This is a genomic window from Paracrocinitomix mangrovi, assembly GCF_019740355.2.
Classification (GTDB): domain Bacteria; phylum Bacteroidota; class Bacteroidia; order Flavobacteriales_D; family Crocinitomicaceae; genus Paracrocinitomix; species Paracrocinitomix mangrovi.
On sequence record NZ_CP091819.1, the window covers coordinates 1,004,826 to 1,022,070 of the forward strand.

Below are 17,245 nucleotides of genomic sequence, written 5' to 3' on the forward strand. Positions count from 1 at the left end.
CTACTTTTGATTTTTGTACCAATCAATTGTCTTTTTGATTCCTTCTGAGAATTCGTATTTAGGCTTATAAGATATTTGCTCTATGGCTTTTTTAATATCTGCCAAACTACTAGAGATGTCCCCTACCCTTTTATCTCTATGGATTGGATCTAAACCACTTTGAATATGAGCCTCAATATTTTCGTAAAGTTCATTCAACGAAAGCTGGTTACCCATAGCAATATTGAAGATGACATCTTTTGCATTATCTGAGTTAGCCGCGGCACAAATATTCGCCTCCACTACATTTTGAACGTAAGTAAAATCTCTAGAAATCTTTCCGTCACCATTTATAAAACAAGGCGAACCATTTAAAAGATTAGTGATGAAAATAGGAATTACAGCAGCATAAGGCCCATTAATGTTTTGCTTTGGACCATAAACATTAAAATACCTTAAGCCAATAATATCCATGTCATACAGATCTGAAAATACTCTGGCATAAAGTTCATTAGTGCGTTTTGAAACTGCATAAGGAGATAATGGATTACCCGTTAACTCTTCTTGCTTTGGTAAATGTTCATCATCCCCATAAATTGATGAAGAAGATGAATAAATCACCTTTTTAACATGACACTTTTTTGCTGCTTCTAACACATTTAAAAAGCCTGTCACATTCACTTCATTTGTTTTAAGTGGATTGTCAATACTACGCGGAACGCTTCCTAAGGCTGCCAATTGAAAAACAATATCTGCTCCATTAAATACATTAACACAAGTATCTAATTCTGTGATACTACCTGCTACAAATTGAAAATTGGGAAGATCATTGAATTCCTCAATATTATCTAATGAACCCGTTGAAATATCATCCAACACAATTACCTTTTTAGCATTCAGCTGTAGCAATGTTTCTACCAGATTAGAACCAATAAAGCCGGCTCCTCCAGTTACAACACATATTTTACCTTCAATATATTTCTTTACTTCAGCTGTTAACATCAATACAAATAAAGGGCTAATTCATTTTAAATATTCTGTATTCTGATTTATTTCTTAGGATTCAATTGTTAATTAACAACAATTTGAACTGCCTTAAAGTTCTTTTTTACTTCAAAAATGGAACTGCTTTTTTGATCAGGTTTTTCAAATCTTCTGAAAGATTAAAAAAGTAAGCTACCCCTACAAAGACAGCCGTAAAAGATACAGCATTGATAATTATTTTAATTGAAGGAGTTGCATCATAATCAATAAAATGAGCAGCTAAAATGAAAAGTAAACTGAATATTGCAGCCTTTAAAAACTTTGAGTCAAATGGTTGAAATCCATATGTCTTCACCAGAAAAAACCAACGCATAAAATTTACTAAAATCATAGCAGTCATTGTAGCTAAAGCTGCTCCTTCTAAACTATATAGTTGAATAAAAATATAATTTAAAATAGTTACGAATACAGCAAGTGATAAATTAAAATAAGTGTTGAATTTGAATTTTTTAGAAGTACCTATTATGTTAGCATTTACCCCTGTAGCAAGCTCAACCAACAATCCTATCCCTAAAAAGAAGAAAACATACTTATTTGCATTATAAAGCAAAGACTTATCTCCGGGTAAATAATGAATAGCGGGTTCAAGACAAGCCCAACCAACGCCAAGTAAAAAGGTTCCTATTAACAATTGATTCAAGCAACTCTTTTTGTAGACCTCATCAATATTATCAATATCATTATTCTTCCATGATTCTGCCAAAACAACTGTTGAAATTCTTCCAAGTGAACGAGAAGGAATAGACATTAATCTCGCAGCAAAGAAATAGGTAGAATAAACCCCTAATGCCTCCAATGAAATTAGTTTATTCACCATTAAACTATCTATGTAAAATATAATAGAATTTGATGCTCCCATCAACACACCGAATCCAATGTATTGGAATATTTCTTTTCGAATTTCAGGCTGTCTAAACTCCTTTGAAGGGAGCGTAATACTAGTTGTTTTAAACAAACCATAAAAGGTGATAATTAAGCCCGGAATGCACAGAGAAGATACGAACACCAAAGTAAGGTGGTCAAAGTTGAGCCAAGAAAGCGCAAACCCCATCAAACCCAACAACAATAATACTTTAGAAACTAAACCATCTAAAAATGCTCCTAACACGGTATTCATCAACATACCGGCATAACCATCCATGTTTCTGAACAAAACTCTAAAAAAGATAAGAGGAAAAATAAAAATGACAAAACTGCTGTAGTTGCCATAAACATCTGAATTTGGGAGTAAATAATCCTTGAGGAAGTAATAGGCAATAAAGGACATTCCAATACCGATAAAGGATAAAAATATCCCTAGCAAAAAGAATCCGTTATGTCCATTGCTATCATTTCTAAATCTAGGGAATAGACGGGCTAAAATCTGATCAAATCCAAGAGAGAATATTGTCATGAACATTCCTGAAACAGCATCCAGCAAGGTTAAAAAACCAATTTGCATCTCAGACAATATCACAGGCATTGACAATCTGGAAACTGCGCCAAATCCCGCACCAATAAAAGTTACTATGGTACTACGTAATGCCTGTTTTTGAATAATTCCCAATTGAATTCCAGTTTACTTAAACATGTCTAATGAAAGTGGTGTTCCTTTAGCAGCATCTACAACAAAAGTTTTGCCTAAAGCTTCTTTATAATACTTTGGATGCAATCCAAATCCCGGACGCACCGACTTAATATTTTCTTTCGTCACTACATCACCAGATTTAACATCAGCAGAAATATACAATGAACGAGAAAAATCACGTTGCCCTTTCATTTTATCATTGGTGACAAATTTGTTGACACCTACCATTTTTTCAGCCAATCTAACTGCATCAACCATTTCTTTAAATTCTTTTTCATCTAAAGAAAAATGTGAATCAACACCACCTTCAGATTTATCCAAAATAAAGTGTTTTTCAATTACAGTTGCCCCATATGCTATTGACATAACCGGTGCTACAATACCTAGAGTATGATCTGAAAAACCAGGTGTAACATTAAACTTATCGGCAATTGTAGCAATTGCTGAAAGATTAGCCTCATTTGGATCCGTTGGGTACGCAGAAGTACATTTGAGCAAGATAATATCGTTGTTATTCTGTCTTCTGCAAGCATCCAATGCCAATTCAATATCTTCTACTTCAGCAATTCCTGTTGAAATAATAATAGGCTTACCTTTTGAAGCGGCATATTCAATTAAGGGAATATCCGTGATCTCATAAGAGGCAATTTTATACGCAGGAACATCAAACGTTTCTAACAAATCAATTGCCGTAAAATCAAATGGAGATGAAAAACAAATCAAACCTTCTTCTTTTGCAGTTTCAAAAAGTGGCTTGTGCCAATCCCAGGGCAAATGAGCTTCTTCGTATAAATCAAACAAATATCTTCCATCCCAGGCAGTTCCATGCTTAATTTTAAATTGATCATTTTTAACATCAAGCGTAATAGTGTCAGCTTTATAAGTTTGAAGTTTGATACAGTCTGCTCCTGCTCGTTTTGCAGCTCTAACAGTTTCTTTAGCAATTTCAAGGCTACCATTGTGATTTGCCGACAACTCAGCTATAATGAATGTTTTACCTTTTCCTATTTCAAAATCTCCTATTCTCATCTTGTAAAAATCATAATTTTTGTAAAAGCTCAGGAGTCAACTCATCCAGTGATTTTATTGACAACATTGCATCAAACCCTTTTTCTGCTTTATAATTACTATACGGGCCAGTTAAAACTCTTATTGTTTTGAATCCATTTTTATTTAAGTTAACAAAGTCTTTTTTTGGATTATCTGCAATATAAACCAGATCTGCAGGTTGAGCTTTTTCCCATTGTAAAATCTTGTTAAAACAATAAATACTTGGTTTGGCATTTTTTACACCATAATTGTGAGTAGGCATTGCCTTTTTAAAGTATTTTCTAATTCCCAGATGATCAATCTTCTTTGTTTGCACCACTTTATTGCCATCAGTCACCAAATACATTGGATACTTTTCAAACCTTTTAAGGCAATCTTTTCCGGCTTTATGTAATGATATTTTTGGATTGTGAAGCCTGTAAACAGTTAAGCAACTTTTCACCATTTTTTTTGAGTACAAATTGAATTTCTTCAGACCCAAATCAAACACTTTGCCTCTTCCCTCTTTATCAAGAATATCAATAAACTCTTTGTAAACGACATCTTTATCTAATCCTTTGTTTTGTTTTGACACAAAGTTGGCTACTGCCATAAAACCACTTTTCACATAAGTGATCTCCTCATACAATGTATCATCCAAATCAAAAACAATTATCATAAATACATGTCTTTAGGATATCTAATTTGTGTGACATCCTTGAATGATTTAATAAATGGATAATTGCTAATATTTTCTCCTATTGACTCTAGATAGAACCAATAAAAGGTATCCAAACCACACTGTATGGACAACATAGATGCTCCGCCAACTCTTGCATTACACTCAATCAACTGCATTTTTTCTTTCTCGTCAATAAATGCTTGAAACGTAAGATGTCCCTTAAATGATTCTTGTTTAATAAAATCTGTAATAGTTGAAGTTATTGAATCACTATTAAATGTCTTGGTGATTTGAGATTCACCATTTACCACTTTCACTCTTCTTCTTGGAATGATTCCCTTTACCTCACCGTTTTGATCAATATAAGCGTCAATGGAAATCTCTTCTCCCTTTACATAAGGTTGAAAAATGGGGGATTCTAAAGTTTTTGCGTGTTCAATTGCAGCTGCTTTATCTAAATTCAATCCGATAGATAATGAACCTGCACCAAAGCGTTCTTTTACAACAAAAGTATCTGCGTTTAACTGATCAACATCTTCAGTAGCTTCAATTACCAAGTTGGCCACTTTGTTATACTGTGCAAATTTTAATTTATCAAGACTAAAATCAATTGTTTTAGGATCAGACACCATCACATTGATTCCTGCCAATTTTAATGCTGCTTTTGCTTCAGAAAAATATGGAAGTTCTCCATCTCTGGTAGGGATGATAACACCTATATTTTGTTCTTTACAGTATTTTATCAAATCATCTACTGATAAGTTTTTTAATGCAGGCATCAACCAAAATTCATCTACAAAATATCTTCCCAAACAATCTCCGTCAATATCAGCCCCATATACTTTTGGTTGATCACTGATTTTCTTCACAGCATCTTTTACAGCAGTAACCAATGGAACTTTCTTTGAAATACTTGTCACCAATACATTTGGCAAACTCACCTCAGTTTTAACTTCTCTGTTTTTCTCAAACTCAATGATATCAGGAATAGTATTTTCCAAATCTCTTTCAGGTACCCAGTTCAGGGTATTCTGTAAAAGGGTTACATCCGCCTGAGAAGCTTCGTAAGGAATATCCGAATCCACATTCTCCGCCTCCATATTTGGGAAATGCTGTCTAAGAATATCAATTAACTCAGATACTCTTCTTGGTCTTCCTGTTCCCAAATTGATGATTCCTTCATAATTTGACAAACCTAACCTTAACAATCCTTTAGCGGAATCTTCAGCATACAAATAGTCAAAAATCCCTTCAGGACGATAAATAAAAATCTTTTTATTATTCAATAAATCTCTTACCCAACGCGATATGACATCTCTAGAATTTCTACCATATCCTCTATAAATTCTTGCACAAACAGACGTAAATTGATCTCTTTTGAATTGACTTAAAAACTCCAATTCAATTTCGTGAGCCAATTTTGCCATTCCCGTTAAATTTCTTGGATTAATAGGATCGGTCTCTTTTAGCCTCACAGCATTTTCTTGTGGCTGATCAAAATTGTAAAGTTTCTTATCGTAAATCAAATAGCTTGATGGAAAAACAACTCGTTTTAAAGCAGGCACATTTCTCATCAATGTCATTAGGTGATTACTCAACCTTACATTGTGCCAAAAATTCTCTTCCCAATGCTCATACGTTTCAGTTGAACGCTCAAATGTAGCAGCCAAATGAATGAAAATTTCCGGGTTAAATTCATTAAGTTCTTCTTGAGTAATATAATTAAGATCTCCTCTACGGTATTTAATCTTTGAAGGGAAACTATCCGGAATTGGTTCTAAATCTCCTGCCATTACAACAGCCCCATAATTCACCAAAATAGGAATCATCTCTCTTCCAATTACTCCGGCGGCTCCACTTACAAAGACTCTTTTATTTTTATATTCCTCCATAATCTTTTCTAATAATACCGTGCATTATTGAGTCGTGAAACTCATTGAATTCTCTAATATGCTGTCTTAATACTCCTTCTTTAACAAAACCATTCTCCTCAAGGATACTTATATGATAATGTCTAAAATCATAAGTTTCTGTGAACACTCTATTGAATTTCATTTCTTCAAAAACTAACATTTTGATTAGCGAAATAAAGCTAGACATACATGTTTTGTAATGTTTTTCGTCTGCTGCGATTTTATCATCAACTAAAAATGACATTTCAGCTCTTAAATCTCTCCATGAAATATTCACCAAGCCTCCATAACCTATCAGCTGATCATTTTCCAAGAAACTGAATAGCAATTGCGTTGGTTTCTCCTGTTCAAATAAAGGTGCCACCACCTTTTCAAAGTAGTTTTTTTGATCTTCAGGAGTTAAAGTCCTTTGCTGTCTTAAAACAGACATTTGATTATTTCGCCATTGCCTAATAGATTCCATATCTTGAAACCTAATAGGGGTAATGACAAAATCACCTTTATCAAAAACATTATTATTAAGTGCACTGAATTGCTTCATCATTTTGTAAAAAAGCCAATTAATTGTCTTCCTTGTCCAATTTTACCCATTGCATCATAGAAATCAATTAAATCATTCATGTCACCCGAATTATCATTCAAAAAGTTCTCAATGAAGATTCTGGATTGATGCGCATATTTACCAACTTCTTTGTTTTTGCTATAATTAGCAACTTCATTGGCCAAAAACCATTCGATAGGAAAATCTGAGATAACTTTATGAGCGTTCCAGTTTACGGATTTACACAAATTGATCAAACTGTCTTTTGAGAAATAAGACAAGTGATCAGGTAATGCCACCCAATAATCACGTTCAATTTTACCTGATTCTTTCAATGCTTTTTGCAATTTGGAAAAATCATTGGGAACTTCTATAACTAGCATTCCCCCATCATTGGTTAAATTCAAGCATGATTTTAACAACGATTGAGGATCAATAACATGTTCCAATACATTATCCAACCAAATTAAATCATACTTATTTCCAGCTTGTTCTAATTGGTTCAAAGAATCAAATACATTTCCCTGAATCAGGTGATCTGCTAAATGAGGATGATTTGATGATAATCCAAAATCACTAAAATCAATTCCTTTAACCTGCCATCCTTTTTTGAAATAATAGTCCATTGTGAAGCCTTCTCCACAACCAACATCCAAAAGCGAAGCAGATTCTTTTTTTAGGATTGATTCTATTACGTGATCTTTTTGGGCAATTTTGTTTCTAAAATACTGAAGTTCTTCAGCTGAATAGCTAGACCTGTATGTAGCATTTTCTTCTTGATAATACTTTTCTTCATAGTATGATCTAAGCTCTTCTTCTGAAGGTTTAGGAGTTACTTCATAATATCCAAAGTCAGTATTTAGTTTTATCTCAGAACTCATTCATTAAGCTTTGACACAAAGCTACTATAAATGCATAAATATTGAAGTTTATTTGTTGAAACTGTATTTGAATTCTGCAATCTCCCAATCTGTTTCATTATCGATATCCTGTGCTTCCAGATCTGAAATTTCTATACAAGATGTATTACTTGTCCACATGGTACCTGCATTGATTATCACCTGAGGAACAAAAAAATAAAATTGACCTGCATCATGAAAAGCAGGCTCCAAATCTTGAGATCTTGCCAGCATATTCTCCGGTTGAAACATTTCAATTTTATCGTCTTTTATCTTCAGCGCTCTTTGAATAGGGAAACTAAACCTCAATACAGGGAATACGGCATCATAGCTGTTTGAAATTAACTTTTCTCTAGCCTCTATTAATCTTTTTTCACTAACAAAAGGAGCTGTAGGATAAATGCAACAAGCGATATCAAATTCCTGCCCTTTTTGCTTATACATCTCAAAGACCTCTTTTAAAACATCTACTGTAGTGGCAAAATCATTGGCATTTTCTTCACTTCTAAAAAATGGAACTTTAGCACCATACTCTTCGGCAATCCTGGCAATTTCAGGATCATCTGTTGAAACCATTACTTCATCAAATAAACCCGAATTTATGGCGGTTTCAATTGAATAGGCAATTATAGGTTTCCCTAAAAAATCGCGGATATTTTTTCTTGGAATTCTTTTACTCCCACCTCTGGCCGGTATGACGCAAAGACTTTTCATGACAAAAAACTCAATACATTATTAATCACGTAATCTTGTTCTTCATCCTTTAAAGTTGGATACATTGGAAGACTAATACACTTTTGATAGTAGCTCTCCGCATTGCCCAAATTCGCCCCATCATACCCAATATTTTTGTAATAAGGTAAAGTATGAACAGGGATATAATGTATTTGAGCAAATATTCCGGCACTTCTCAAGTGATTATAAAGTTCTTTTCTTTGCTCAACCTCAATTACAAATAAGTGATGGGCATTTAAAAAATTGTTAGGTAGATGCTGAAACTTAACTTTTCCTTCAAAAGCTCTCTTATACTTTTCAGCTATTTCATTTCTACGATCAACTCCTGCAGGATTCTTTTTCAGTTGCGTAATTCCCAGCGCAGCTTGCATATCTGTTAGTCTGTAGTTATATCCCAAGCTTTGCATCTCGTAATACCAACCACCATCATTTTGAGACATGTTTTCTTTGGTAATACCATGAGTACGTAGCACAGATAGCTTCTCAAAAATTGCCTTATTGTTAGTTGTTAACATTCCTCCTTCGCCACAAGCAATATGCTTTACGGGATGAAATGAAAACACAGTAATATCGCTGTAAACACAACTTCCGGCTTTGATTTTTTGACCATGGCTATCTGAAAAATAGGCTCCAGGTGCATGGCATGCATCTTCTATGATCCATAAGTTGTGTTCATCTGCCAGTTTTCTAAAAGCTTCCGCATCTATAGGTAAACCGGCAAAATCAACCGGAATAATCCCTTTAAAAAAACCCTTAGGTTTTGATTCTATTAGCTTTCGACAGGCATCAATGTCAAGTAAATAGGTTTCAGGATCAATATCTGCAAACCAAACTTCTCCACCAACATATCTTACACAGTTTGCAGAAGCTGCAAAGGTGATTGGAGTTGTAATTACTCTTTCTCCTTTTTTCAACCCCAGGGCCATAACAGCAATATGAAGGGCAGCCGTTGCATTGCTAACAGCTACTGCATAATCAGCATCCACATAAGCAGCAAATTCTTGCTCAAATTCAGCGATTTTTGGTCCTTGCGTTAGAAAATCAGACTTCAGGGTACTAATAACCGCATCAATGTCATCTTGATCAATGTTTTGTCTACCATATGGAATTTTATACTCGGACATTACATTACTTCAAAAGAAGGATCTACGTGCTCTTTTATTAATTCTCTCAACGTTTCAACGGTTTCCCATTGCTCATTATTCCCTGAATTATAAGTAAATCCGGCAGGAACCGATTTAGCACCCATTTTTTGAACAAATTCAGGAGTGCTCCAATTTGTAACCGCAGGTAAAATCACATAATATTTACCAAGGTCATAAGTATAAAATGAATCAGAAGTTGTAATCATTTCTTCATGAATTTTTTCACCAGGTCTGATTCCTACTTCTTTATGTTCTACACTTGGAGCAATTGCTTCTGCTACATCTGTAATTTTATAAGATGGGATTTTAGGAACAAAAATTTCTCCACCCCATGCATGTTCTAAAGCATGCATCACCATATCAACTCCACCGTCAAGTGAAATATTGAATCTGGTCATTGTTTTATCTGTAATTGGAAGGAAACCTTCTTTTCTTTTGTTTAAAAAGAAAGGAATAACAGAGCCATTAGATCCCATCACATTTCCATATCTAACTACAGAAAATTTAATTGGGTTAACTCCTTTAATATTATTTGCTGCAACAAAAAGTTTGTCAGATGCAAGTTTAGTGGCTCCGTATAGGTTGATTGGAGCGGCAGCTTTATCTGTAGACAATGCCACTACCCTTTCTATTCCCGAATCCAATGCTGCATTGATTACATTTTCTGCTCCTAACACATTTGTTTTAACACATTCCATTGGATTGTACTCAGCCAAATGAACGTGTTTCATAGCAGCAGCATGAATTACATAATTGACACCTTTAAAAGCTCTTTTAAGCCTGTCATAATCTCTAACATCCCCAATAAAATATCTAATTCTTGGATACTTTTCCTGAGGAAACTCCTGGGCCATTAAAAACTGTTTTTGCTCATCTCTTGAGAAAATTACCAAACGTACATTTGGATATTTTGATAAGATTCTTTTTGTTAAAGCTTTACCTAAGGATCCAGTTCCTCCGGTTATTAAAATAGATTTATCGTTTAAGTCGAAATTTCCCATTATTCTATTAATTCTTACAGCAAGTCAATTAAAGGATAGTCAGCTAAGTTAAAGTAATTTTCATTTAGTTTTTAAATCCTGCGACTTCCAAAATTCCAATAAAGTATCCTTTGTTAAGTTTTGTTCTTTATAAAACCTTTCAATAAAAGGATTGTATTTTGCCTGAAGTTCAGGAACGTGTTCTAATTTATACCTTTTAAAAACCCAATTAAATTTAGAAAACCAAGGCAATTTATTCACTAAACCTATCTTATAAAAAGGCTTCATTATTTTGAAAAACAAATAGAGTCTGAAAAATTCCTTGTTACGCGTATATTTAATCTTTTTCCTATCTATTCTGTGAAGAGTTTCATTAAAATAGAATAGGTTTCTAATATGATTATAGCCATCACCAAAACCTATTGAATTTACAATGATTTCATTTCTTTTGGCTTTTAAATCATCCGTTTCAAAATCGACAATTTTACCGGTATTGTAAAATTCCTGAATGTAATTATTCAATTGTTCAGGATTCCCGGCAATACAACATCCTTGGTAAATATCAACCCTGTCAAAATCAACTTCACTGTTTAAAAAAATTGTTGGTTGACTAGACATTAACCATGTTTCAATTGCGGAGGTAGTTTCAAATCCTAACAATATGTCAGAAACACTTATTAAATCGTGTATATTTTCAACGTGTCCTGTAACGTATAATACATTGTCATAATCTGCCAATTCAGACATTTCATTCAGCTGCTTAACGTTCAATCCAGGATAATACTCAGCCGGGTGTTGTTTTAAAATAAATAATGTGTCAGGATTGGATTCAATGGCATGCTTTAACATATCACGAACAATCACTCTTTGTTCATTAACCCAATTTACTTTGGCTTCTCTTTTATCAGGATCTTGACTTATTTCTACTCTTCCTAATTCATATTGCACTTTACCAAATGCCCATCCAGAATACAAGATAACTTTCTCGAATTTTTCTTTGTTGTATTTGGCTAAAAAGTCAACTTTTTGGGCAAAATCGTACATCACGTACCTGTCAAAACCTGCAGCTCCTGTAAGGACATATTTATCCTTTTGGTCCGGTGCTTTTTCTGACATATATTCAAGTGTCCTTTTTGACCAACACTGAACAAAATCTTGATAAAAATGTCTTTCGTTATTAAAACCAAAAAAATTGTGATTTATGTTCGTATTAAAGTTACCTTCTGAAATAAAACTGTATATCTTGATATTTAATTCATCCGCATATTTAGCAATCTTGTGATAAATAAGTGACCCAATGCAATTAGCAGGAATAATGACAAAATCAGGCTTATGTTTGGTAATTAAGTGAGCGTTCCATTTTAGTTCAAATATCACCTCACAGTTTAAAAAATGTTCTGCAGCAAAGACAATCGGAATAGCAATTTCAACATCTCTTCCAATATCTTCCTGTAAAAAGCATAACCCTTTATATCTGGTAGAATTAAGTTCTTTCATTTAAAATAGTGTCAAGCCAATCTGCAACTTTTTTAGTTTGATTAAAATTAGAAAATTGCTCAAAATTACCTCCTGTGTATGAATCAACTCCATTTTCAAAATTGGTAAACATTTGATCCAATTGGATTTTTAGCTTATCTGCTTCTTCGTACTCAAAACAAGTACCTGAGTTTGTAATGTTTATCAATTCTGCTGCATCTCCTTCCATATCACCAATTAGTAGTATTGGACGCTGGGCTCTGAAGTACTCATACAATTTACCCGGAATTCTGCCTTTGCTATTTTCCTTGTTAACTAAAATTAGTAAGATGTGGGAGTTGATCAACTCTTGAAGTACTCTTTCTCTGCTTACATGACCAGTTAAAATAAGGTTTTCTTCCGGTATAAATTCCTTTATCTTATTGAGAGTAGTTTCTTCAACAGATCCCATCAATTTCAATCTAAAATGTTGTCTAAAGCTTTCTTTCTTCTTTATAAGTTCGCCCACCACTTTTACAAGATTCTCTGGATATCTATCTCCTGCCAGAATTCCTGCATGAACAAGCGTGAATTCTTTATCAGGTACAGGAACTAAATCTTTAAAGTCATCTTCATCATAGCCGTAATAAAGTACATCTGTATTCTTGGCTCCAATATCTTCTAAACCGGCGCTAAAAGATGGACTTGCTGATACTATTTTATCGGCATATTTAAAAGCTTCTTGCTCCAATGCTTTTTGCTTTTTATCAGCCTTTTTACTAAGTGGGAACTTGCTGTAATAATCTACCTGTGTCCAAGGGTCTTGATAATCTGACAACCACGGGATTCCAAATTTCTTTGCTATTTCACAAGCAATAACCGTGTTTGTATGAGGAGGACCATCTGAAAAAATAGCGTCAATTTTGTTCTCCTCTAAATATTTACTCAGAATTTTAACCGAAGGTTTGATCCATCTACTTTTAGCATCAGGAATAAAGTAATTTGCCCTTACCCACATGGCTAATTTTACAAACCAATTTTGTTTCTCAGGTCCAAATACTATATTGTTAACGGATTGCTTTTGACGTCTTATTAGCTTCTTAAAAACTGCCTCAAATTCAACTACAGCACCTCTGATAACCTCTATATTCTCAGGAATATCTTTGAAGTTTGATTGATCTTCAAAAGGATAAGAAGGGTTTTTAACTGTGTAGATTACCGGTTCGTATCCAAACGACCTTAAATACTTCGCAATTTTTAAACACCTTAGTACACCTATCCCTCCTGCCGGTGGCCAATAGTATGTTATTATCAGGACCTTTTTCATTCAGCAGACTCATCCTCTTCAGCTGCAGTATTCTTGGTTTCAAGATAAATTCCAAAACCAATTATTAAGATCATTAATATTGAACCTGTTAAAGCCAAAGTATAAAAAGTGCTTTTGTGCGGAATGTTGTAAACTAACTCTACTACATGATCTCCTGCAGGAACTTCTACAGCTCTTAGCACATAGTTTACTCTTGCAATAGGCACTTCATTTCCGTCTATAGTTGCAGTCCAACCAAGTGGATAATAGATTTCAGAAAAAACCGCCAATTGTTTGTCATCAGATGATGATTTGTAAGTGATTTTATCCGGACTGTAATTCGTCATTTCTATGGTTCCACTTCCTGAATAACTATCTTGAGTCACCACATTTTTGAACTCCTCATTCACAACAGTAGTTTCCCAAGGAACAAAACCTTGTCTATCAGAAGTTGTAACAGTCATTACTCTGATGTATGATGAATCCAATCTTGCATCATATGCCCAATTCCATGCAGGCGAAGCCTCACTTGGCGGAATCAATGATAAATCTGCTGCTTCTGCTTCTTTAATTGGAATATTTTGTTGCATTGTATCAGTTGAAATTGTTCCGTCTTCTAATCTTATCGGATAAACAACTTCTACTAATTCATTACCTGTAATTTCAACGGCATTAACCAATGGTTCATGGTTAATTAATACTTGAAACTCAGCTGAGCCCGGTTTAATTCTAGCTGAATTAGAAGCTTCTAAAGCAAGAATTTCATCATCTGCAGTAGCAACGATATTGATTTCTTTAGCAAACCAAGCATTGCCCATAGCAGTGTAATTTTCTCTTACAAATTGACAAGTTTGATTTCCTGTATTATCCCTTCCGGCATATACCTGATACTTCATGTTTAACATGTCAAGTACAGATGGATTTCCTTTACCAATATGGAATTCAATTAAATCCTGGTATCTACTTAATTTAGCACCATGATATCCTCCAATTGACTTGTGGAAGTATGATACATAAGTAGAATTGAATGCATTACCCATGTCTAATACTCTGAAATTGGTGTTTCTATTCAACACTCTGAATCTCATCCAATCCTTTACTCTTTTCACTTCTCCAGGCTCCATACCATCAAAGCTTTGAGCATTGATTGTTGAGTCAACCCGGAACAATAATTCAGGATTTCTTTGCGCTTCACGGTTAAATATCTCCATATCCCCTGCTCCGGCAGTATAAGGATACTGCTGTTTCCAGGTTTCAACCCATTGTGTGTAGTTTCTACCTCTTTTCTCTGTGTTCAAATATCTTTTATCTACCATCCACATATCAACAAGCACAAGCACAGCAAGGATTCCTGCAAAGGCAAACACATTTTTTAAGATTCCCTTGATGTAGATAAACAATAATCCAAATGCCAAAATAAATAATGACAATGATCTTACTACATCACCTCTAAATATTGAAATACGAACAGATTCTAATTCACCAAAGGCCACTGCATATTGGTCATACAATTGCGGATCAGTTATTGCGTCAAGAGTCTTTTGTTCAGCACCTGAAAGAAATGAATTGAAAGCTGTAGGTGCAGCTAAAAATGCCAACAAAATCACTCCAAACAAACCTGAAACCACAAAAAATGGAATCAAATTAGCAGCAATTTTCTCTCTCTCTTTGTGCAATCTTTTGAAAAACAACACACCCAATAATGGAACGCACAATTGCGCCACCACCAGGATGATTGTTACAGCTCTGAACTTGTTATAACCCGGTACATAATCAATAAACAAATCTGTAAACCACATCATGTTTTTACCCCATGACAACATCACAGTTAAAATAGTTACTGCTAAAAGTGCCCAACGCAATTTGTCTTTTGAGTAAACAAGTCCTAAGAATGCAAGGAACATTACAATTACCCCTAAATAAACAGGCCCTGATGTGAATGGTTGATCTCCCCAATATTGATTTCCCTGATTCTTAACAAAATCACGGTATTGTGGATTCTCTACATTTTCAAGATAAGGTTCGTTGTCTTTATTTGCTCCGATTAATTGAGTTTCTCCTCCTTTGTAATTAGGAACAATAAAGGTGAATGTTTCACTTTTACCATAGCTCCAATTAGTGATGTACTCTCTGTCTAATCCTGAGGTTTTGATCTCATTGTTTTCTTCTCCACTAGCTGAAATAGTTAAATCATTACCTCCTCTGGTAGTATACTTCATATACTCCTGGGTTCCCATGATATTTCCAATGTTTACCAAAGCGGCAATAACATAGGCAACTATTAATCCTGCTGTGATTTTCAAGAATTTTTTAACTCCGTCTTCTTTCTTGAGATATCTAATTAATTCAACTATACCAACACCCAACATCACAAAAATCATGTAATAGGTGATTTGGAGGTGGTTTGACATTAGTTCCCAGGTCATAAAAAGAGAAGACAAACCAATTCCCAAAATCCAGTTTTTCCAGCGGTAAGCATAGAACATCCCTGCCAGTATTAGTGGACTGAATCCAATAGCTAAGGCTTTAGTAATGTGACCAGCCTCAATGATAATAATTTGGTAAGATGATAATCCAAAAGCAATTGCCGCAATAGCAGCAAAATAGGGCTTCACTTTTAAACTTAAAGCCAGTAAATAAAATCCTAGAAAATAGATGAATAAGAAACTTACCGGTCTTGGCAACCACAATTTAAAAGCTGATCTTAAAAACTGAGGTATATCAGACCCACCATAGTCCATGTTGATTTGCGTTGATGGCATTCCGGAGAACATGGCATTTGTCCATCCTATTTGACCATCAGAATCTGCATAGTCTTTAATCTCTTGAGACATACCAATGTAGTTGGTAACATCCCCTTGATTTACACTGTACCCTTTAAACGCAGGATGTGCAAACGCTATAGCAATAATTAAAAATAGTCCAACGGCTCCCAAGTGCCATAAATTGGACTTTTGAAAGAAAATTTCTTTTAATCTGTTCATAGATTTTTATTTGCGGATCAAATGCTCTCTTTTATTCATATGATCAGGGTGAATGAAGTAGAAATCCTGATCGACGCTAAAAATATCATTTTTTTGAATAGGATTAAGGAAATCCCCTTTTAAAATGAACATTTGATAAGATTTTTTAAGAAGAAAATCAACTACATTTTTGCGATTTTCATCTCCGCTCAATTCAATTTGAATGAATGGTTTATAAAGGTCTATTGTCTTGTCTAATGAAGGCATAACAAACTGCTCATATCCTTCAACATCACACTTGATGTAGTCTAATTTCTCAATATTGGTTGATGAAATCAATTCATCCCCTACTCGCATTGGAACTGAATAATCCATGTATGAAGCTCCTTGAATTCCTTCTTCTCCGGCAACTTTGGTTAAACCGTGTCTAACCACTCCATCCACAATTGGAATAGACATTTTTACCTGAGGTTTAGCTTCACTTCCCAATGCACAGTTATGCAGCTGCACTCCATGATGGCGAACAGCTTTCATATTGGTTTGCCAGATTTCAGCAAAAAGTGGAATTGGTTCAACAGCTAGTACTTTACCTGATTTACCCGCATATTTGGCCATGAAGTAGGAATAGTATCCTAAATTGGCACCAATATCTAAAATGGTATCTCCTTCACTTACAATCTGTTTTACAAAGTACAATTCAGGATATTTATCCTTCATTTTACCATTGCGAATCATGCGGATATAAGTACGACTTACGAGTTTAAGATAAGCTTTTAAACCCAATATTTTTACGAGTATTTTACGTGCTAATTTCATCTAATCGATTTCTTCAAAGTCAGTATAATCAGCATCTGACAATCTTTGTTTATCGATTTTGCTGATAGAAGTTTTACCGTAATTATCACGTGCTTCTTTCGCCTTGCGATTAGCTTCGGCTTCTTCACGTTTCATTTGATCCTGGTCGGCAATATTACGGCGTGCTTGAGCCATTTTGCCTACAATTTGGA

Annotated in this window: 15 protein-coding genes; all 15 read right to left on the minus strand. The window is 34.5% G+C overall.

Going from position 1 to position 17,245, the window contains the following annotated elements:
• The 15 genes from K6119_RS04495 to K6119_RS04565 all read right to left on the minus strand — a co-directional run bounded on the left by K6119_RS04495 (position 1) and on the right by K6119_RS04565 (position 17,228).
• Complete coding sequence (locus K6119_RS04495; RefSeq protein WP_221835779.1) at positions 1-981, minus strand: NAD-dependent epimerase/dehydratase family protein; 981 nt, start codon at positions 979-981, stop codon at positions 1-3.
• 106 nt (positions 982-1,087) lie between these two features.
• Positions 1,088-2,569: a lipopolysaccharide biosynthesis protein gene (locus K6119_RS04500; protein WP_221835780.1), complete on the minus strand. Its 1,482-nt coding sequence runs from the start codon at positions 2,567-2,569 to the stop codon at positions 1,088-1,090.
• 12 nt (positions 2,570-2,581) lie between these two features.
• Positions 2,582-3,619 (minus strand): pseudaminic acid synthase, encoded by a 1,038-nt coding sequence (gene pseI / locus K6119_RS04505; protein ID WP_221835781.1) that lies wholly within the window; start codon positions 3,617-3,619, stop codon positions 2,582-2,584.
• A gap of 10 nt (positions 3,620-3,629) precedes the next feature.
• Positions 3,630-4,298: an HAD family hydrolase gene (locus tag K6119_RS04510; protein ID WP_221835782.1), complete on the minus strand. Its 669-nt coding sequence runs from the start codon at positions 4,296-4,298 to the stop codon at positions 3,630-3,632.
• On the minus strand, positions 4,295-6,193 hold the full coding sequence (locus K6119_RS04515) for an NAD-dependent epimerase/dehydratase family protein (protein WP_221835785.1): 1,899 nt from the start codon (positions 6,191-6,193) through the stop codon (positions 4,295-4,297). Before K6119_RS04515 ends, K6119_RS04510 begins: the two co-directional genes overlap by 4 nt.
• Complete coding sequence (locus tag K6119_RS04520; protein ID WP_237828096.1) at positions 6,180-6,758, minus strand: GNAT family N-acetyltransferase; 579 nt, start codon at positions 6,756-6,758, stop codon at positions 6,180-6,182. Before K6119_RS04520 ends, K6119_RS04515 begins: the two co-directional genes overlap by 14 nt.
• Positions 6,755-7,636, minus strand: a complete 882-nt coding sequence (locus tag K6119_RS04525; RefSeq protein ID WP_221835789.1) for a class I SAM-dependent methyltransferase — start codon at positions 7,634-7,636, stop codon at positions 6,755-6,757. Before K6119_RS04525 ends, K6119_RS04520 begins: the two co-directional genes overlap by 4 nt.
• Positions 7,637-7,684: 48 nt before the next feature.
• Positions 7,685-8,368 carry a pseudaminic acid cytidylyltransferase gene (pseF, locus tag K6119_RS04530; protein ID WP_221835791.1) on the minus strand — a complete coding sequence of 228 codons (684 nt, stop codon included), beginning with the start codon at positions 8,366-8,368 and terminating at the stop codon, positions 7,685-7,687.
• Positions 8,365-9,513, minus strand: a complete 1,149-nt coding sequence (gene pseC, locus K6119_RS04535; protein WP_221835793.1) for a UDP-4-amino-4,6-dideoxy-N-acetyl-beta-L-altrosamine transaminase — start codon at positions 9,511-9,513, stop codon at positions 8,365-8,367. The genes pseF and pseC overlap by 4 nt, the downstream gene beginning before the upstream one ends.
• The gene (gene pseB, locus K6119_RS04540; protein WP_221835797.1) at positions 9,513-10,535 is read right to left on the minus strand and encodes a UDP-N-acetylglucosamine 4,6-dehydratase (inverting); all 1,023 of its coding nucleotides are present in this window, start codon (positions 10,533-10,535) and stop codon (positions 9,513-9,515) included. The genes pseC and pseB overlap by 1 nt, the downstream gene beginning before the upstream one ends.
• Before the next feature lie 60 nt (positions 10,536-10,595).
• Positions 10,596-12,011 (minus strand): BFO_1060 family glycosyltransferase, encoded by a 1,416-nt coding sequence (locus tag K6119_RS04545; protein ID WP_221835799.1) that lies wholly within the window; start codon positions 12,009-12,011, stop codon positions 10,596-10,598.
• Positions 11,998-13,296, minus strand: coding sequence for a glycosyltransferase family protein (locus K6119_RS04550; protein WP_221835800.1), 1,299 nt, complete (start codon positions 13,294-13,296; stop codon positions 11,998-12,000). Before K6119_RS04550 ends, K6119_RS04545 begins: the two co-directional genes overlap by 14 nt.
• Entirely contained in the window at positions 13,293-16,259 is a 2,967-nt protein-coding gene (locus tag K6119_RS04555) for a YfhO family protein (RefSeq protein WP_221835801.1), read from the minus strand. The genes K6119_RS04550 and K6119_RS04555 overlap by 4 nt, the downstream gene beginning before the upstream one ends.
• Before the next feature lie 6 nt (positions 16,260-16,265).
• Positions 16,266-17,054 (minus strand): FkbM family methyltransferase, encoded by a 789-nt coding sequence (locus K6119_RS04560; protein WP_221835802.1) that lies wholly within the window; start codon positions 17,052-17,054, stop codon positions 16,266-16,268.
• A complete protein-coding gene (locus K6119_RS04565; protein ID WP_221835803.1) occupies positions 17,055-17,228 on the minus strand; it encodes a hypothetical protein in 174 nt (57 codons plus the stop codon).
• Between the last annotated feature and the right edge of the window lie 17 nt (positions 17,229-17,245).